Annotated in this window: 13 protein-coding genes; 1 reads left to right on the top strand and 12 read right to left on the bottom strand. The window is 42.1% G+C overall.

Translation table 11 applies throughout. The features are described from left to right. Positions 1–71: 71 nt before the first annotated feature. From AC1XUO_RS24530 to AC1XUO_RS24475, 12 genes are all read right to left on the bottom strand, one after another. Complete coding sequence (locus AC1XUO_RS24530; protein WP_483332477.1) at positions 72–479, bottom strand: cupin domain-containing protein; 408 nt, start codon at positions 477–479, stop codon at positions 72–74. A 107-nt stretch (positions 480–586) separates the two neighbouring features. Next, positions 587–1,801 carry an MFS transporter gene (locus tag AC1XUO_RS24525; RefSeq protein WP_483332476.1) on the bottom strand — a complete coding sequence of 405 codons (1,215 nt, stop codon included), beginning with the start codon at positions 1,799–1,801 and terminating at the stop codon, positions 587–589. 182 nt (positions 1,802–1,983) lie between these two features. After that, positions 1,984–2,319: a hypothetical protein gene (locus tag AC1XUO_RS24520; protein ID WP_483332475.1), complete on the bottom strand. Its 336-nt coding sequence runs from the start codon at positions 2,317–2,319 to the stop codon at positions 1,984–1,986. Between the two features lie 296 nt (positions 2,320–2,615). Beyond that, positions 2,616–3,494, bottom strand: coding sequence for a helix-turn-helix domain-containing protein (locus tag AC1XUO_RS24515; protein WP_483332474.1), 879 nt, complete (start codon positions 3,492–3,494; stop codon positions 2,616–2,618). A 516-nt stretch (positions 3,495–4,010) separates the two neighbouring features. Next, a complete protein-coding gene (locus tag AC1XUO_RS24510; RefSeq protein WP_483332473.1) occupies positions 4,011–4,823 on the bottom strand; it encodes a DUF4249 family protein in 813 nt (270 codons plus the stop codon). Positions 4,824–4,825: 2 nt separating this feature from the next. Further along, positions 4,826–6,328 carry a TonB-dependent receptor plug domain-containing protein gene (locus AC1XUO_RS24505; protein WP_483332472.1) on the bottom strand — a complete coding sequence of 501 codons (1,503 nt, stop codon included), beginning with the start codon at positions 6,326–6,328 and terminating at the stop codon, positions 4,826–4,828. Continuing rightward, the gene (locus AC1XUO_RS24500) at positions 6,325–7,185 is read right to left on the bottom strand and encodes a TonB-dependent receptor (protein ID WP_483332471.1); all 861 of its coding nucleotides are present in this window, start codon (positions 7,183–7,185) and stop codon (positions 6,325–6,327) included. The genes AC1XUO_RS24505 and AC1XUO_RS24500 overlap by 4 nt, the downstream gene beginning before the upstream one ends. A 789-nt stretch (positions 7,186–7,974) precedes the next feature. Beyond that, positions 7,975–10,482, bottom strand: a complete 2,508-nt coding sequence (locus tag AC1XUO_RS24495) for a PIG-L family deacetylase (protein WP_483332470.1) — start codon at positions 10,480–10,482, stop codon at positions 7,975–7,977. 51 nt (positions 10,483–10,533) lie between these two features. Continuing rightward, positions 10,534–11,931, bottom strand: coding sequence for a RagB/SusD family nutrient uptake outer membrane protein (locus tag AC1XUO_RS24490; protein ID WP_483332469.1), 1,398 nt, complete (start codon positions 11,929–11,931; stop codon positions 10,534–10,536). 39 nt (positions 11,932–11,970) lie between these two features. After that, positions 11,971–15,561, bottom strand: coding sequence for a SusC/RagA family TonB-linked outer membrane protein (locus AC1XUO_RS24485; RefSeq protein WP_483332468.1), 3,591 nt, complete (start codon positions 15,559–15,561; stop codon positions 11,971–11,973). Beyond that, on the bottom strand, positions 15,558–16,565 hold the full coding sequence (locus AC1XUO_RS24480) for a FecR family protein (protein ID WP_483332467.1): 1,008 nt from the start codon (positions 16,563–16,565) through the stop codon (positions 15,558–15,560). Before AC1XUO_RS24480 ends, AC1XUO_RS24485 begins: the two co-directional genes overlap by 4 nt. A 52-nt stretch (positions 16,566–16,617) precedes the next feature. Further along, positions 16,618–17,277 carry an RNA polymerase sigma-70 factor gene (locus AC1XUO_RS24475; protein ID WP_483332466.1) on the bottom strand — a complete coding sequence of 220 codons (660 nt, stop codon included), beginning with the start codon at positions 17,275–17,277 and terminating at the stop codon, positions 16,618–16,620. Positions 17,278–18,079: 802 nt separating this feature from the next. On the opposite strand from AC1XUO_RS24475, the gene AC1XUO_RS24470 reads away from it, so the two are divergent. Next, complete coding sequence (locus tag AC1XUO_RS24470) at positions 18,080–18,649, top strand: DJ-1/PfpI family protein (RefSeq protein WP_483332465.1); 570 nt, start codon at positions 18,080–18,082, stop codon at positions 18,647–18,649. The last annotated feature ends 946 nt before the right edge of the window (positions 18,650–19,595 follow it).

Here is a 19,595-nt window from a genome sequence, read left to right as displayed (position 1 = left end):
TTTAGTAAAACTGGAAATGTCGGCACTCCAACTGCACTGTTTCTAAACCAGACCTGGTAAAAGTTCTTTTATCAAATACCTGAATATTGCTCGTCACTGACCGGTTCCAGCCATTCAACCACACCCAACTGTGTATTAATTCCGATCGCTGTATGTATCATTCTGGCATCTGGAGAAGCTCCATGCCAATGTTTGGTATGGGGTAATACGTTGATTACGCCACCCGCGTTAATTTTTTGAATTGGTTGGCCTTCCTCCTGATAGAAACATATCCCTTCTTTGACGATTAGGATCTGATTACTGGGATGGATGTGCCAGTTATTTCGGGTTCCCGGCTCAAAGAGCACATCGCCTATCCAGCAGTTTGTGTTCTCGTCAGATTCCAAAAGGCCCTTCAACCAGGCCTTTCCGGTAAAATAATCTGAGGATAGTTCTTTATATCCGCTTGCATTGAGGTCCTTTAATTCCTGATTTTCCATATTTTTCCATTGTTACGTTCCTTTTTAAATCGAAGGTACCAGCTGGTAGAATTTTATGATAATGATTATCAAACAATATGATATGAATTCCAAACAGCCCACCACTTTTATATGTGCACCGCGGCTCCGGTCGCGGCAGAGACGGTCCAACTTTTTCCCCGTAGCGCCCGCCAGGCTGCCAGAGCCGCAAAAAGCCAAACCAAACTACCTAATCCGAAGGTGCCTTCAATACCCATCCGGTCAAAAACAAAACCACCCAAACCTGCACCTAAAGTTATGGCAAGCTGGGTGGTTGCCACCAGAATACTTCCGCCACTTTCGGCCTGATCCGGAACGGCAAGGGTTATCCACGTCGGCCAGCCCACCTGAACACTACCAAACGCAAGGCCCCACATGGCTATAAAAAGTGCCGCCAATATCACGTTGGATCCTAGAAAAACAAGAAACATCGTAACAATGGAAATCAAAAAAGGCATCAAGGTCATCGTTTTAGAAAAGTTTTTGTTGAGCATAAACCTTGCAACAACGGCACCAAAGAAGTTTGCCACGCCGTAAAAAAGAAGAATTGTTGTTAATATGCTGACTGAGACATTGGTAATGTTCTCTAAAAAAGGACGCAGATAAGTAAAGAATACAGCATAACCGGCAAAGGCAAATCCGACACCCAACATCCCTTTTTTCACCTGACTTCGGCTTAGTACTTCGAGTAAAGTTTTAAATTCAGGGGGGCTTGTCGGTGGCATTGACGGAAGAGAAACAGCCTGCCAGACCACGGCTACAACACCTAGTCCCGCAACCAGTAAAAAAACGTTTCGCCACCCGATTGTCGCATCCAGAAAACTACCCAGTGGCGCAGCCAGAACAGTTGCAATTGATACAGCTGCAAAAACGATAGAAAGCGCTTTTGGAATAAGATGCTGAGGTACCAGGCGCATCGCCGTGGGGGTAGACATAGCCCAAAAACCTCCCACCGCAACACCCAAAAACACCCTTCCTACCATAAGAACCCAGAAAGAGGGCGAAAAAGCCACCAGTAAGTTGGATATGATCTGTAAAACAGAAAAAGATAAAAGCACCCACCTTCTGTCAATGGTTTTGGTAAGCATCGCCGTAAACAGACTTGAAAACATCGCGATCAAAGCGGTTATGGAAATGGCCTGACCCGCAATTCCTTCCGTTACATTCAGATCTTTTGCTATGGGAGTAAGTATACTGACCGGAAGAAACTCCGAGGATATCAGCCCGGCTACCGCAAGCGATATCGCATAAACGGCTATCCATTTTGGCTCGTTAATTGTTTCGTTTGATTTTTCTTCGTTCATCACTTGCACATTAAATTATTCGACACTGCAAATTTATCGTGCAGGTCACTTTACAGGCTAATGATTAAGAAACGATTCATTATGGATATCAAACAATAGTCAATTTACTGACTATGTTTTGATCAAAGGAATGTCGGCAGAAAGGTATTTGAACGAAACGGATAAATTATGGGGATCAGAGATTAATACACTAATGGAAAGCCGGGCTGTGCGGAACCCAACTGCTTCAAGACTTCATATAAGATAAGATTTAAGTAATTGCAGAACAATTCATCGTTGAACACATACCCTGTTTCTTGTTCGATCATCAGTTTTTCGAAAATACTGACGATAAAATCTTTCTGCGTACTGTTCAATAGAAATAATGCCAGCCCCTCGCTACCAGAAAATGATAACAACCGGGTATAAGCTTTGATACAAAAGTCACTCTGCAGAAGCTCCCTGGAAACCAGGCAACCGAAATTATCACCGCTACCGGCAATCCATTTTATGGCAAAAGGTATGGCTGGCTCGAACAAAAAGACCGTTCCATCTACCTGAATTTCTTTGCCTGCAAAGCGAATCCGGGTTTTACCGGTCAGCAGGTATAACTTACGAAATCCCCTGCTTATGTAAGTTGGGCTGGATGCAACGCGCTCATCAACTCTGTAAACTTCAAAACATTTGTGCTGTCCATACCTTCCACTAAAATTCCAGCGGTTAATGCAAAGTGATTTTCCATCCTTGGTTTACATATCATTCACCGAGTAAATCACAAAGTTCATGCTTCCTAATATTCCATACGGTATGATTATCAAACCAATCATTATGGATATCACGCTGTATGAACTCTAACCGAAGATGGCACGGTCCCTGTCAGCCTTTTGAAATAGTTATTGAAATACGCAGGATATTCAAATCCCAGCGCATAACCAATTTCTGCAATCGTCCAGTCTGTATGCATCAGCAGGGCCTTTGCCTCTGTAATGACTCTTTCGGCAATATGTGCACTCGTTGTTTTCCCGGTTATCTCTTTTACGGAGCGATTTAAGTGATTTACATGAATAGAAAGCTTGTTTGCAAATTCCTGGGCAGTTTTAAACTGCATCGGCTGGTCTATACTTTCAATCGGAAACTGTCGCTCTAAAAGATCAAAAAACAGGGACGCTGTACGCTCAGCAGCATTTTTATGCTTATAGAAGTTTTCCGCAGGCTGCATTTTCAATGCCTCGTGGATCAGCAGGTTTATGTAATTCCGCATCAAGTCGTGTTTAAATAAATAACCCGTCGCCTCTTCTGCTATCATTTTCTGGAATATGGTAGCAATGAAGGCACGTTGCTCATCATCCAATGTAAAAATGGGGGTACCTCCTATTTTAAACAACGGACTTTCCTGAAGACTTTCCGAACGTTCATTCGCCTTTAAAAAATTCTCTGAAAACAAACAGGTGTAGCCGGTATACTCTTCGGAAATAATTTCCCATGAATAAGGGATATGCGGATTGCCAAAGAACAAAGTTTTCGAATCGATTTCTATTCCCCGGTCGGCATACTGCACCAGACTTTTACCCGTTACCAGACAGATTTTATAAAAATCTTTCCGGTTATACGTCCTGACTACATTTTCGTCAGCTTTGATCTCAAAAACTTTAAAACCCTGATTTCTAAGCTCGGCACCAAATTCGGATACAGGCGGAATGTTACGATCTTTCATGGTATAAATTAAGGATATCAAACAGACATTATGATATAACTTTCAATGAGTTCAAACAATACTACGCAGTTTATTGCTAACCCGTCGCATTTCCAAATATGAATCTACTTTTGGAACGCCTGAATTCCTCTGTTTGATATTCATAATCGATTACTATTTCATAACTGACCCATAGCGTAAAAAAATTCCTGCCTGACTTCAGCGGAATCGTTTTTCCTTTCCAAACAATTTCCCTTTTGTTTCCTCTGGCAGGCAAATCGTAGGAGTTGGTGAAATATATTTTCAGTTTCTGGGGAACTTCCCTATCCTAATAAGTGCTATTCCACCCGATCCTCATTTCCACTAAAATCCGAGATATTTAGCAACAAAAAGGCTTTTGACCAACTATTAACTCAGTGCTTTTTGTTGTTTCAATAAAATTCGCAGCTGGGTTCTCACTGCTAAAATTAAAAACATTGAAAAGCATTTCTGTTTATATACGTACAGATCACTAATATTCTTTTCGTCTTTATAATTTCAAAACTCAAATTCAATCCGCGTCACATTATAAGCCCCGAAGCAACCGAATCCGCCATTTATATTGTATTTTGCATTAAGGGGCTGTGCAAATGGGTCAGTTTGGTTGTTATCATTTAGTTGAACGGATTTCGAATAAGCATAGAAATTTTCATCTGCCAGATAAATGAAGGCGACGTTTTTGTGTTTGTAGCGGACCAGATTGTTGTTGAAGTAATTAGAAGTTACGAACTCGCTGTTGACATCGGCACCGGTCAAAAATTGGACCGTGTGAGAAATTGGTTCTTGTGTAGACTGTATATTAGAATAATAAAAGTATGGCCTCAGAATATATAGGCCGTCCTTACTCGTAGGCCACTTCAATCTTATGTCTACAAAATCACTTCCCCTGAATGATTTTTCAATTTCAATTTCCTCTGGTTTTATGGACTTTAACGGAACTGTGCAGGAAGATGTCAACACCTGACCATCCTTAGCAACGGCCTTGATTGAGTAAGTTTTCCCTTTTTCAATCTTAAATCCGTCAGTAATTTTTAGTTGGTAGAAATTTTTCACCACGTTGAATTTCAATAACTTATCCACACTTCCATTACTGATGGTGATCTGGGCATCTTTAATGAATAAATCCTTGAATGGGATTTCTGTCACTGCAAAAGACGTCGCCCTTGACAAAACTGCACTGATCACCGTATCAGACGGGCTGATATAACATTGAAGTACCAATTCCTCAGGGGTATCTGGCAGTCCGTCTATTTCCTTAATACAGGAAGTAAATAAAAAAAGGAGTATAAGAAGATAAACAGGTTTGCGCATGGCTAAAATTTGAAACTGTATGAGATAGATGGAATAAAGAGCAGCAGACTTACTTCATTTAACGCCTTGGTCACAAGAAATTCTTTATTCTCATTGAATTTTCCATTAATGTCTACCTCATAGGCAAATACATTCTTATTTCCCAAAATATTATACAATCCAAATTCCCAGGTTCTTTGGCCTCGTTTCTTCTGCTTGGCCAGCTGAACACTCAGGTCCAAGCGATTGTAAATGGGCGTTCTACTATCATTTCGTTGTTCTCCATAGTCAATGACGTCTAAACTGGGTTTTAGTTCATTGGTGAAGGGGTTAATGATAAACTGATCATAACTAAGTTTGGGCATTGTTACCGGATTACCTGTCTTTAAAACATAGCTGCCCGAAAATTTCACCTTTTTGCTATGTTGATATGCGCCAACGATTGATAACTGGTGCCTGCGATCCTGAATTGGATAAAAAGTTTTTCCGGCATTTAATTGTTCAAACTGATATACGGTTTTACTTAGGGTATAGCTGGTCCAGCCTGTCAGTTTCCCTGTCTTTTTGTGGACGAACAGCTCCACACCCTTGGAATTTCCGTTTCCCGAGGTAGAGACGTCATCCCAAAGGATTTTCGAAGCTGCAAAATCCCTGTCCCTGAACAAGCTTACCAATGAAAGAATACTCGCACCTTCTTTGAAGGACAGTATGTTTCTCATTCTTTTGGAATAAACTTCCAGCTCTACGCTAAACTTTCTTTCTGTGAAATCGCGGGTGATACCGAAGGTATACTGGCGGGAATTTTGTGGAGGCATTTTAGGTGTCGAGGGTACCCATACGTCAACGGACAGGCCAAGGCCATTATTAGTCAATAGTTGAATAGGCTGATTCATGACCGAATATCCGCCCTTTACTGACCAGTTTCCAGTAAAATTATAATTGACTGTCAATCGAGGTTCAACGAAGGTATATGACTTTTGAGATGGAGCGAAAATAGCAACCCGCAATCCATAATTAATAGCGACTTTATTGTCAAGCTTATATATATCTTCCACATATAATGCCCCGTCAAATGCATTGATCCTTTCCATTTCTTGCCTGGTCGTCTGACGTCCTTCATTAAACGCAGAACTATTAGGCACAAAGTTTAACCTGGACAGATTTACTCCAAAACGAAAATCATGTTTGGAATTGGGCAGATATTCAAAATCGTATTTTAAGCCCAGCTCATTTAAGCGGGAAGAGTATGTCTGGCTTGAAGAGCCAAATGTATTCTCAAGTGAATAATTAAAATTACTGTATATCAAACTCATGTTGGAGAAGACCTTGAGCGAGAATAAATGGCTCCACCTGAAAGTACCCGTTTTATTCCCCCAGCTAAAACCCATATTCCTGTACGCATCGCCTTTTTTGTTAACCCGTTCGAATAAATTATCTTTCCCCAGATACGTGCTGAAAAAGATTTTATTCTTCTTGTTTATCTCAAAATTTGCTTTGGCGTTAACATCATAAAAATTGCTTTTCAAAACCCTCCTTTTGAATTTTTAACAAGAGAAAGGAAAAGATCAGGGTATGAACGTCTTGCTGAAATTATAAATGAGGAATTATCCTTTTTTATCGGTGCCTCCAGTGTGAACCGGCTGCTGATCAGACCGACTCCTACTTCTCCATGGGTACTGCTTTTGTTGCCCTCTTTCATTTGAACGTCCAACACCGAAGATATACGTCCTCCATATCTGGCAGGAAAACCACCCTTTATAAATTCCAAACTCTTTAGGGCATCTCCGTTAAAAATGGAAAAGAATCCAAAAAGATGCGAAATATTGTAAACTTTTGCTTCATCCATCAGAATCAGATTTTGATCCGATCCACCGCCACGGACAAAGAGTCCATTACTTCCTTCGGTTCCACTCTGGACGCCAGGCAAAAGCTGTATTGCTTTGAGTATGTCCTTTTCTCCTAACAAAGATGGAACATCTTTCAATTGTTGTATGGGTACATTAATTGAACTTATTTTCGTAGAAAGGCTCTTTTTCTCCTGATCGCTGGCAAAGATGGTAACCTCACTTAGTTCCTGGTTTACTGGAACCAACGAAACATCCATATCATGATCACTAGCCGCGTTTTGTCTAATCAGCTGTGTTTTGTAACCAATCAAAGATACCTGTAAATCAATGGTGTCTGATTTGGGGAATGTGAGTGAATAAAAGCCATAATTATTGGTATGCGAAGAAATTTTCAACTCTGCAATAAAAATGATTGCTCCTGCAATACTTTCACCGGACCCCTGTTCCCGGACAAAACCGCTTAATGTGATATTTTGAGCAGATAAAAAATGGGAAAAACTAAAAAATACAATAGTTGCTGACGCGATTCGCTTCATTATTACAAGTATGTGTTACATTGAGCGAACAACTTTTTTGTTCAGTCAATTTTGTGATATAAATCTTGCCACATGAAACTTTGTGGCTGATAAGGAGTAAACGGCATGATTTGAGTTCGGTAATGAAACGTAATGCTAACTTTACTTATTACGCCTCAACCAAAATTGCTATATTCTGGTATTCTTTAAATAAAAAGCTTAACAAGGCGTGCATCAAATTTTGCAAGTGTATCCATGTTTGACCCGTCTGAGCCAATTCTAAAATATCCCGGATGCGACCTTACATATTTTAGAAATTTTATATAGGTTGACAGAGAGAATAAAATGTATTTACCCATTTTTCTCCACTCATTTTGTCGAACAACTCGCATCCAAATTAGAATCTTTTCCAAAAAAATTCATGGGTTTTAATTTGCTTTTCATCCAAACAACATTAAAAATGGGTTAAAACACAAGGATATGTGCCTTAACCCATTTTGAACCAGCTGCCTGAGGAGGCAGTACTAAATCACTAATGTTATACTAATTCGTATTAAGAACTACTAACGCAGTTTTCAATAATGGTATTTCTGCCCTTGCAGATCAACAGAGGTAACTGAATTTACCTTTCTATTACGATTTAGTAACCATCTTTTTAAACTGCCAATACGCAAAATAAAAATATTAGAATTTCTGAATCAAATTTGTAACGAAGTAACCTTAACAAGCATGTATTTTAATCAATTTATAAAAATCAATAAGGTCTCAATCAAACTCTTGAACCGAAAACGCACTCATTTCAAATTCAATCTATTTGCCAAGAGATAATAAATTTACAAATACACGGTACGCACCGGGGACGCCAGCCGGTAACTCGCGAAACCAGGACAAACTCGTATACACATAATTTCCTTTGCCATATTTTGCAACCAGAATCCCGCCGTCAAGTGGTTGGGCATCGGGATCATTAGAGGAAATCACTGCCTCGTATTGCGGGGACCATTTCTGAGGAAAATACAAGCCGCGTTCTTGCACCCAGTTATCAAAATCTTTCGGCGTAATTTTGTTTGGCGAATTTAAAACAGGGCTTGACGGCTTTAAAAAACGAACTTCTGAGCCTTCAACAGTGATTCGGTCGCGGGTGAGTTCGAAAGGATAAGGCCCCAGATCTTTCATCACCAGATCCATATTGGTATTGTACTGAATAACCAGATTTCCACCGTTTTTAACATAATCCATCAGCGTTGCCTGATAATGTTTCATCCGTTCGTTGGTATTGTAAGCTCGCACGCCCACCACAATAGCATCGAATTGTGTAAGATTATCCAATGACATATCCTTATCTTCAAGTACCGTCACATCATAGCCTATCTGACGCAGACTTACCGGAATCAGATCTCCGGCTCCCATCAGATAGGCGATATTATTCCCTTTTTTAACAAGATCAAGCTTTACTGCCTTTGCGGCAGCGGTCGGAAAAAATACCTGGGCAGGAATGTGACTATAGCTGATAATCGCGAAGCTTTTGTCATAGGTTTTACCTTCCACTTCTACCAGTGCTTTGATCTCTGTTTCCTGTGAAGTCGCCGGAGGATAAAGTTGGAATTCAACCGAATGTTCGGATCCTTTTACTGCAAGATTAAATGGAATACGCTCTGGAACAGTCCGCCAGCCGGGAGCTATGTCCAACGACACCTCACCGTGGCAGTTGTCTTTTCCTGCCTTTATTCCGACAATGACCTTTCTGGGCTTTTCATCGTTAAACATATAAACCTCCTGCGCGATGTTGGCATAAACCGGAGGCGTCACCACCAGCGGCTGATACACTTCGCCGATCACCGGATCCTTTTTCTTGTAAACAACCGGCGCAGTAAACTGTAACGGTTCGCCTTCCACTGTCAACTCAAACTGTACGGTAGCCACAGGCGGATTCTCTGGCAATCCTATTTCAAGCTGATTGTCAACAGTAAAAAGACCTTTATAGCCTACTTCTTTCCGCAACCAATAAGGCTGAGAAATTTCAGTTTTCGGCGGAATTTTAGTTTTGATTTCAAAAGATAAACCATCATTCGTTTTTAGCGGGGCTGCCAATACCGAATCTTTTGACTGAAAAGGAAACGTAATTTTTTGCAGAATTACATTCGAAGCCGAGCGGTTTATAGCTTCTACCGACATAATCATTGACTCACCGGGCGTATAAGCATAGTCCGCGGCTGTTACCTCAAGGAACAGGCCGAGAGCGTTTTTCAGGATTTCGTTTATTTCTCTAAGTTTGGTGGTTCTCCAGAATCCGTCAGGTAGCTTTTGCAGTTGTGTCCTGATTTTAAGCAGTGAGCTTACACTCGCCTCCGGGTGGGCCGGATCATATTCTTTTACAGCAGTTTGTACCATCGACTCTATGTTCTGACCACCCGTTACCCTGCCCCAGGAAGTGTTAACACCTTCAAACAAATCCGTCAAAGTCTTTTCACCTTTTGTATGCTGGAGGTACTCAACTGAAATCCCCCGGCTCCCAATGGATCCAAATCCCTGGCTTTTGTGCATGCTTCGACTTTCTGCCGAAATTTCACCATACGACTTCCCAAGAAGGGCATTGTAAGAACCCACGTCGATCCGAAGATAGTCTTTTGCATTTTTTACAAATTCGGCTCTGTTAAGCATACCCCACATGCCGATATTCCAAAGCAACCGTTTTGCCTGCCATGGCTGTACGTATTTGAGCTGTTCCGGAAAACGTTTGGGGTCTGCTGCGGCATCAAAAGCTTCCTCCGCCAAAATGGACGAGGCGCTATGATGCCCGTGGCCCGCCCTGGAATCGGGCGGAAAGCGCGTTACAATCACGTCTGGTTTTACATTGCGTATTATCCAAACGGCATCGGCCAGCAAATTTTCCTTTTCCCAAATCGTAAAAACCTCCTGAGGATTTTTGGAAAAACCAAAGTCATTCGCCCTTGAAAAAAACTGTTTTCCGCCATCAGTACGGCGCGCCTGAAGCAACTCCTGGGTACGGATCATTCCCAGTTGCTCCCTGATTTCCGGACCGATCAAGTTCTGACCTCCATCACCCCGGGTCAGTGCCAGATAGCTGGTATTGTACAATTTTTCATTGGCCATGTAAGCAATAAAATTTGTATTTTCATCGTCGGGATGGGCAGCCATATAAAGTACATTCCCCAGCACATTGAGCTTTTTTATGTCCTGTAAAATTCTGGATGATGAGGGTTTGGCAGGCATTTGAGCCCGACAGACCGGTTGTGCAGCCCCATAGCCAAGCCATAGGCATAAGCATACCACTGCTCTTTTGAAGTTAAGATGCATGAATCAACAGTAAGATGAATAAATAAATTAGGGGTTCAGGAATATCAGTACTCAATTTTGCTTAAAAGATGCGTTAATATCAAGCTCGCGCTGCGGGATCAGATATAGAAGCCGTGCGGTTTTACCCTGAGCTTTCAGAATCTCAGCGGCTCTTCCAAACCTTAGCAGATCCGCCCATCGATGGTTTTCAAAGGCCAGTTCCACCCGGCGTTCTTGGAGAAGTTTATCTGCAAAAGTGCCTGCTGTTGCTGCATTAATCGGAGAAAGTTTTGCCCGTGCCCTCACCTGGTTTATATATCCATAAGCTTCCTCAGATTCTCCAAGTGCTTCGGCAAGCATCAGCAGTACATCTGCATAGCGGAGCACGACAAAATTGTAAGAAGCATCATTTTCATTGAAGGTATTTTCTTTGCCATATTTGGTGATAAACCGTACATCATTTTTTGAGCTGGAAAGTAAAACACCCTGGGCATTGACGTAACTGCTGTCCATGGATTTTAGAAAACGGTCATCACCTGGTTCGTAAGCCCTCATCATATTGACTGTCGGACGATTTTTATATGCTCCGGTTGTTTGTCTTAAAAGTGGAGAAAAAGCGTTGGTGAAAGTATTTCCGGTTCCCGTTCCGCCTCCCTTGTACTGGACTTCAAAAATGGACTCTGCATTGTTTTTACTCGTAATCCCCCACAGACTGGCATAATTGGGCAGCAGCGAATAACCGTAAGAAGAAATAATTCGGCGAAGTACCGGGATGGCAGCGGTTTTGTCACCCATGGTCAGATATATTTTTGCAAGCAAGGCAGCGGCAGCACCCTTGGTAGCTCTTCCGATATCTGCCGCTGTGGTATATTTAACCGGAAGTCCGGCTTCCGCTTTGATAAGGTCGGCAGTGAGCTGCTTGTAAATCTCCGAGGCTGGCAACTGTGGAAGCGATCCTCCCTGAGATACAGACGCCGGTTCATTCAAAGGCATAGGAATATTACCAAACGAAATGGCAAGGTTATAGTAAAACAAAGATCTGAGAAAAAGGGCTTCCGACTTGATCCGTTCTTTTAATACAGCATCCATGGTGATCGGCTCGATACGGTCAAGCACAATATTACTCCGTGCAATGCCGAGGTAGGAATCCGTATAGGCAGCGGTGATCATTTCACTGGTTGCAATCTCGGAGAAATTATCAATGACCGTCAGTTCCGCGCCAAGACCGGTACCATCTGGCCCCTGGTCCGTATTATCAGAACGCATTTCCTGCATGATCCAATAGCTCTGATTATAAGCTCCTGTATTTTGCAGCACCTTGTAGGCCGCATTAATGGCCGTATTCATATCACCGGCGGTCTGGTAGAAACCGTTAACGTTACGCTGTGAAACAGGATTAAGATTGGTGAAATCTTCACTGCATGATGTCAGGGCTATTAACGGTATCAGATAAATGTATTTGAATTTCATATCAGTTGACTTTTAAAGTAAGCTTTAGCATTCCGAAAATCAAAATGTTACGTTAAGTCCGAAAGTAAAATTACGGGATAACGGATATGCGCCGTAGTCTTCACCCTGCACGCCGGTGAGCCCGGCCTGATTGTTGACTTCGGGATTATAACCGATGTATTTCGTGTTAGTAAACAAATTGGTGGCTGATGTATATGCCCGCAGAGACTGTATTTTAGTACCTAAAAGACTTTTAGGGAACGTGTAACCCAGTGTTATGCTACGAAGCCTGATGTAAGACCCGTCCTCGACCTGGAATGATGAAGGGCGGTTATTTCCTCCATGTAAATCCGTCAATCTGTCTGCGCGAGGGATAACACCATTCCCTGGATTTTCAGCAGAGATCCACCTTTCTGTCCAGTCAGCATAAGAGTTGGTAGCTGCCTCTCCATTTCCTAAATGTCTTCTGGTAAGATTGAGAATTTTAGAACCCTGAACACCTTGAAAGAAAACACTCAGATCCATTCCTTTAAAACTAAACCGGTTGGTGATTCCCCACATGTAATCAGGCATATAATTTCCGGTCACTGTACGATCGCTCGCATCCAATTTGCCATCACCGTTTACATCCTTAAATTTAAAATCTCCCGGACGCGCCGCCGGAGCGAGTGCATCTTTTGGTGCAGCGTTAATTTCGTCCTGCGTTTGATAAATGCCTTCCACCACATACCCGTAATAACTGCCGATTGGAGCGCCAATTTGGGTTACATGCCGGATACCAGCGCCACCAGTACTCAGGATCGGATCACCGGTTGGCCCCAATTTCAATACCTTATTTTTATTCGCAGAAATATTCAGATCGGTCGTCCAGGTGAAGCCGCCTACGATATTGCGACTTGAAATGGTCAGTTCTACACCCTTATTTTCAACTTCACCTATGTTTTGAAGAGCGGTCGTAAAACCTACCGAAGCAGGAACCTGAACATTTAACAAAAGATCTGAAGTCGTTTTTTTATACCAGTCCGCAGAAACGAACAACCGGTCGCGAAATAATCCCAGATCAAAACCCAAATCAACCTGTGTTGTCTTTTCCCAGGTCAATTTGTCGTTATTGATTGTTATAGGCGCAATACCATTGACAAGCACATTATTAAGCACATAGTTATAAGGGCTTAATAGTCCGATGGCTGCATAGTTCGGAATCAGAAAGTTACCTGTCTTACCCCAGCTTCCACGTAATTTCAGATCACTGACAAAAGCGAGACTTTTCATAAAAGACTCCTCCGACAATCTCCATCCTGCCGAAAATGATGGAAATGTGCCCGTCTTATTTCCCGCTCCAAAACGTGAGGATCTGTCAGAGCGTATCGTTGCAGTAAACAGGTATTTGTCTTTGAAAGAATAATTTACCCTGGCAAGCGCAGATACCAATGACCATTCCTGACGGTTATCTCCACCGCTGGTCACCTGCCCTCCACTAATGGTTGGCGACAGATCATCGGGATGATTCTGGGCGTAAACCTGGTTTGCATCTAATCTGTCTTTTTGTGCGCTGTATCCTACAACAGCCGAAACACTATGATCTTTACCAAATCGTTTATCGTATGAAATCGTATTTTCGACGAGCCAGTTGTAATTTAATGAGGCATTTGATTGAGCATAAGGATCACCAACCGTTGCGTTTCTGTTCAAAAATGCCCGCGCCATATAGAAGGAACGGTTGTAGCTGTTCACATCGACGCCGGTATAAAGCTTGTATTTAAGCCCGCTCAGTATTTCATATTCCGCAAAAACATTCCCGAAAACCCTGAACTGGCGAAGCTCATCCGTCACGTATTTAATAATAGCCAGAGGGTTGCTGGCAGCGGTCATATTCGCGCCTCGCCCATCAGAGGTTAACAAGTGCGACTGGTTATCAGTCTGGTTAATAGTCCCATCTGCCAGATATGGTTTTACCGTTGGCGAGGTTACAAGTGCCGAATAAACAATACCCGGGGGGTCAGCAAAGTAAGGTGCTCCGGCAGGAGAACGCTGTGTATTGGTAAAAGACGGACTTAATCCAAAACCTACCTTTAATTTTTTGACAGGACTGGCTTCCAGATTGGCTCTGAAACTATATCTCTTGAAGCCGCTCCGTTCGATGATACCCTCCTGATTGAAATATCCACCTGAAAAATAATAATTCACATTTTCGCTTCCACCCGATACGGATGCATTATAGCTCTGCACAGGTGCTGAATGGAAAATCAATTTCTGCCAATCTGTGTCTGTGCCGTCAGGATTTGCATAATCATCTGGTATAAAATAGCTCCCGTTAGTAGTTTTAGTATAACGTGTGGCATTGCTGTCATTGATATTGGCACTGGTTACATCCTGGAGATAGGCGTTATTTTTTGAATCCAATACATAAGAGGTTAATTCCGCCGAATTCATCAGCTTTACCTTATTAGCAACCGACTGCACTCCGTAATAGGCGTCGAAACCAATAACCGGCCTGGAGCTTCTTTTTCCTTTTTTTGTAGTGACCAGAATTACACCATTTGACCCCCTCGATCCGTAAATAGCTGCCGCGGAGGCATCCTTTAAAACTTCAATGGACTCAATATCATTCGGATTAATCGTGCCCAGCGGATTAGAAGCCGGAAGCGCAAATGCAGTGGTGCGCCGTGTAATATCGCCCTGAATTCCGGGATCCATATTTTTAGTCACCGGAAATCCATCAATCACATAAAGCGGCTCATTTCCAGCTGATACCGATCCCAGACCGCGAACCCGGATGGTTGTTGCAGCTCCTGGCTCTCCACTCGGCTCCTGGACCTGCACACCGGCTATCTGGCCCTGAATAGCATTCTCGAAACTTGTTACCTGTATTTCTTTGATATTTTTAGCAGATAAAGAACCGATAGATCCAGTGATATCGCCTTTACGCTGCGTACCATATCCAACCACGAGAACCTCACTCAGACTGCTGACCGAAGAAGTGAGCTGGACATTTAGCGTAGTCTGGTTATTCACCAAAACCTCTTTTGTTTCATAACCAATGAAGGAAAAAACCAGGACGATATTCTGCTGGCCTATTTCGATTGAAAAATTCCCGTCCTGATCAGACACCGTGCCTTTGCTGCTTCCTTTGATTAATATACTGACACCTGGGAGTGTTCCTCCATTTTTATCGGTGATCTTTCCTTTGACCAAAACCTCACGAAGTTCAGATAAAACGTTTGTCTGGCTTATGAGATGAACTAAATTCGCCTCTTCGGGCATTTGAATAGACTTGGTAGATGCTTGTTCTACTTTCTCTTTTTGATCTTTTCTCCTTATGACGTACGCCCTTTTCCCAGCTTTCCTGAATTCCAGGCCCATAGGAGTAAGCAAGGTTTCCAGCTGTTGTTCGAGTCTGAGCGCATCCGTGCTGTTACTTGTTTTAACAGTAACACCGTTTATCGTAGATTCCTCAAAGAGAATACTGACCTGATATTTCCTACCCAGGTCAAGCAAAACGTCTTTAAGTTTGAGGGTAACCTGGGTGTTTTGCTGTGCCATCGCAGGAGCTCCTGATGTTCGGACAAACGCGATATCCTGAGCAGTTCCCATGCTGGAAATGCCAATGCCGGTACATACAAGCCACGTTTGTAGAAATGTAATTTTCATAGGTCATAAGATTTGGAAGTTCGGAGTTCGATAAAATCTGATTTTTGTGTAATGTCTATCTCAAGTAATACGGATAGTATTTCAAGTAGCTCATCCGCATCCCTGGCTTTGTAAATACCTCCGATACGTGTTTTGGCCAGGTTTTTGTCTGGTATTCTTACCGTTACGTTAAATCTTTCCTGTATTTGCCGCGCCACTTCGGAAAGCTGGGTATTGTCAAAATAAAAGGCCTGTTCCTTCCAGGCTGTAAACGCCACAATTTCTTTGGGGTTGGTGATTTTAAACTCACCTGCTGCATTAGCTGAAAAATAACTTCCTGGCTTCATGTATAGACGTTTTCCTTTTGGAAGTTCAAGTTTCACCTTCCCTTTTAAAAGAAAAATACTCTTCCTGCTTGCTCTCGAAAAAGCCATAAACTCAGTACCGAGCACTTCGACCTGATAACCATCACCCATTACAACCCGGAATCTCAGATTATTTTTCAGGTGTGTAACTTTAAATTCAGCTTCCCCGAAAAGTTGCACCTCTCGGGCATCACTCCCGAAACCAAAGCGGGGTACTTTCAGTGTCGAATTGGAATTCAGTACCACCTGCGTGCCGTCAGCCAGAAAAAAACTTGAAGTTTGCCCTAACGGAGGAGTATATATCTCAAAAATAATCCGTTCCCTGAAAACAAAAGTTATCAGAAACAACAGTGAAACCGCAGCCGCAAACCATAAATTGGCACTACCTAAAAACTTCCTGGATACATCTTTTTCTAACAAAACTTTACATTTAACATTCGATATGCTCTCTCCTTCTAAAATCAGCTCATATTTCTGCTGTGCCGTTTGCCGCTCTGGGGAAAACTGAGGATGCAGCCTCTCCCATTCGTCTACACAGCTATAAAACATTTCTTCATTGGAGGTATTTTTGAGCCACTCTTCTATCAATTTCCTTTGGATAGAGGTGGTCTTCCCATCAAAAAAATCAAATAAAAACTCCCTGGTTACTAATTCTTTCATGAAAAGTTGATGTGTTTATTTAGAATGATCGCTGAGAAAATGATACAGTGTTTTAGAGCACGAAAACGAGCAAAAAACACAGAAACCAGTTTTCTTTCAGATCTGTACGTAACCTTAATAGAGCCCGGCTGACCAATGCTTCGACAGCTTTTACACTTATGTGCATTTCTGAGGCTATTTCCTCATATTTCATACCTTCTACCCTTTTAAGCAGATATGCCCTGCGGCATTGCGGGGGTAGCTGCTGGATAATCCATTCGACTTTGATATGAAGCTCAGAGTAGAGTAGCGCATCATCAGGATTGACGATCTTAGACGCAGTCGTGACGCTGACAGAATCCAGCGATTCTGTTAAATGAACCTGCCACCGCAGATAGTTGTATGCTCGGTGACGCACCGCTTTGTAAAGGTAGGCGCGGTAAGAGCTAGTAACCTGATCGAAACTTCGCTCTTGCCAGAATGATGCGAATAGCTCAGAAACAATATCCTCAGCAATTTCCTTCGAGTGTACAAACCGTATCGCATGACTACAAAGACTTTCGTAATAACGGCAAAACAGCAGCGAGCAACCCTGCTTTGGATTCACAGCAAATGTTTCACGAAGGAGCCGTTCATCATCGGTGGTAACAACATATTTTGTTTCAGAGAACGTTATGACCTGATCTGTCTTTGACCGGAAATCCTCAAAATCATTCTGTGTTTTGCTAGTCATTCGTTGGTTGTCCATGATGAGTTGAAGGCGTTGCTTCTTTCAGACAAGTTTTCAACAATTTACCCTACATTAAACTTATAAAAAAGTTGGCTATAAGAAAAAAAATCAAAATATTAAATGGAATAGTATTAAATATTCAAAATTTAATTTAGCAATTATCCATTATCGTAGACGTAATGCTCAGACATGGTAAACGCTATGGTCATGTTGAGGTTAAGAAGCCTGTATATTTGAATGTGATTTACTCAACTACTGTCAAACAATAATGTAAGTCCCCCGAAGCTCCAAACATCCAGCTTGTTCCTCAACATTGTGCTATTTGAAGTGACAACCAGCTTCCTTATTTACCACATTTCGGTCATGTTACTAAGCATATCAAAACAATCTACTCAGAAAAGCATACAATGTGCGTTCTGTTCAAAATAAGCAAGAGAACGTACTTTTTGGGCTAACGACTGCACGCTTCATTTCTTCAAATTTGCAGTCTCGGACATAAGAGTTCGGCCCCCCAAAGACCTTTTTCATTTTTTCGATTTCTATCTATAAAACAATTTTTCACTCAAGATGAAATCTACCAGGCACCGCTCTGCTTTTATAACTTTAAAGGCTTTTGTATCCTATTCGGTTTGAAAATGGGAAAACAATTGCGGTAAGAAAACTGATTCGTGATTAAGGTGATTTTGGTTGGCAGGAAAGTGAAGGAAATCAACCGCAGCAGGTAGGATACGCCGGGTTTTGGCTTTTGGTTGATTAGCTGGTCAAATCGGCTTTTTTAATCGTCCGTATATAAATTCTTGCCATCATGAATCGCAAAATCTTGATCGTCACCGGAGATGGTGGCGAAAGTTACGAAACACTATACGCTGTGCACCGCTTTCAGGAAGAAGGCGACATCGCCGTGATTGCCGCTCCGAGCAAACGCCGCCTTAATCTGGTGATGCATGATTTTGAACCTGGCTGGGATACGTATGTTGAGCGGCCCGGCTATTGTCTGGATTCCGATCTGACGATTGACGAAGTGGTCGTAGACGATTATGATGCCATTCTTCTGCTGGGTGGCCGGGCCCCCGAATACCTTCGGAACCATGCTGCGCTATTGGACGTAGTCCGAGAGTTTGACAGAAAGGGCAAATGGCTCTTTGCCATCTGTCACGGCATACAGATTCTCGTCACAGCGGGATTGGCCAAAAATCGAACTGTAACTGCTTACGAGCATGTCCGTGCCGAAATTGAAATAGGAGGAGGCACGTATTCTACCCAGCAGGCGATCCGGGACGGGAATATGATCACCGGGCAGACCTGGCAATCGCACCCCGAATTCTATCGGGAAGTGTTTGCGTGTCTCAATCAGGCGGAACGCGCTGGAGCCTAGAGCCAGAATCTTTTAGAAAAGGTTAGTAGAAATTTTTCAAGTTATCCTGTCGACTTTTGACAGGATAACTTGAAGGTTTAAAGAACACTTACGAAGTTGATGAACAGCCTGTAAGTCAGTTCGAAACCAGTTTCGTTCCTGACAACTTTTCTGCCGTTGGGTAGTGGATGTTCAGAAAATAAACACTCGCTTATAGCTGTTTGCTCTGGATCAGCAGTTGCTCCTGGCTGCTTTCGGAGCTACCAGATAGCTTCTGACAGGTATTCCACGGGCATTGATTACAGATACCTCTTTTTTTCTGCGGGCCATTCAGTGAAAACGTGGCGTTACCGTTTGTCGGATTTGGAAAAAGAACCACTGAAATTCTATGATCAACATCTTGCTATTGCATTTTTTTGAATTTTGGAAGTCCAGAACAAATATTCTATACGACAAAAAACTTCATTAGTCCTCATCTATGATACTATAACGTAGCCAACGGAAGGTAACCAGCAGAGTGAATACTTATTTAAGATGGAAAAGTGTTACGAAATGTGTCTGATCTATCGGCACAAAATTGCTTATTGTGAAAGTACAATAGCCTGAGAATTAAATGTTTTGAAGCGAGATCAAATCATTGAGATTAAATATTCTGGCCATTTATGGCCTCTGCGAAAAAGGAAGATAGACTAAAGTTCATGAACTGTAGTCTTCTTTTCTATTACCTTATTGATTGTCACTTTGAACTATTTTCTAGTGTAAATTGGTGTATCATTGCCTTAATTAGAACGGCTATTTTTTAAAGTTAGCCGTTTTAATTTGCAATAGCCCACAAGATCTAAGAGTTACACTTTTTGTGGAATTACTGTAAACAAAAGGAATTCGGCTTAAATTACAGATTCCACAATAGAGCAATACATCTCCTGATTACTTATCATTGATTTTGACAATTTGATTTTATAATACT

The sequence above is a fragment of the Dyadobacter sp. HNCC25DJ186 genome, assembly GCF_056895235.1.
The sequence above is the reverse complement of the archived record's forward strand: the minus strand, read 5'-3'. Positions and strand labels throughout refer to the sequence as shown.

Excerpts from the sequence above, each read along its gene's own strand:
- AC1XUO_RS24530 (WP_483332477.1), bottom strand. The coding sequence starts at position 479 with ATGGAAAATCAGGAATTAAAGGACCTCAATGCAAGCGGATATAAAGAA.
- AC1XUO_RS24525 (WP_483332476.1), bottom strand. The coding sequence starts at position 1,801 with ATGAACGAAGAAAAATCAAACGAAACAATTAACGAGCCAAAATGGATA.
- AC1XUO_RS24515 (WP_483332474.1), bottom strand. The coding sequence starts at position 3,494 with ATGAAAGATCGTAACATTCCGCCTGTATCCGAATTTGGTGCCGAGCTT.
- AC1XUO_RS24510 (WP_483332473.1), bottom strand. The coding sequence starts at position 4,823 with ATGCGCAAACCTGTTTATCTTCTTATACTCCTTTTTTTATTTACTTCC.
- AC1XUO_RS24500 (WP_483332471.1), bottom strand. The coding sequence starts at position 7,185 with ATGAAGCGAATCGCGTCAGCAACTATTGTATTTTTTAGTTTTTCCCAT.
- AC1XUO_RS24495 (WP_483332470.1), bottom strand. The coding sequence starts at position 10,482 with ATGCATCTTAACTTCAAAAGAGCAGTGGTATGCTTATGCCTATGGCTT.
- AC1XUO_RS24490 (WP_483332469.1), bottom strand. The coding sequence starts at position 11,931 with ATGAAATTCAAATACATTTATCTGATACCGTTAATAGCCCTGACATCA.
- AC1XUO_RS24485 (WP_483332468.1), bottom strand. The coding sequence starts at position 15,561 with ATGAAAATTACATTTCTACAAACGTGGCTTGTATGTACCGGCATTGGC.
- AC1XUO_RS24480 (WP_483332467.1), bottom strand. The coding sequence starts at position 16,565 with ATGAAAGAATTAGTAACCAGGGAGTTTTTATTTGATTTTTTTGATGGG.
- AC1XUO_RS24475 (WP_483332466.1), bottom strand. The coding sequence starts at position 17,277 with ATGACTAGCAAAACACAGAATGATTTTGAGGATTTCCGGTCAAAGACA.
- AC1XUO_RS24470 (WP_483332465.1), top strand. The coding sequence starts at position 18,080 with ATGAATCGCAAAATCTTGATCGTCACCGGAGATGGTGGCGAAAGTTAC.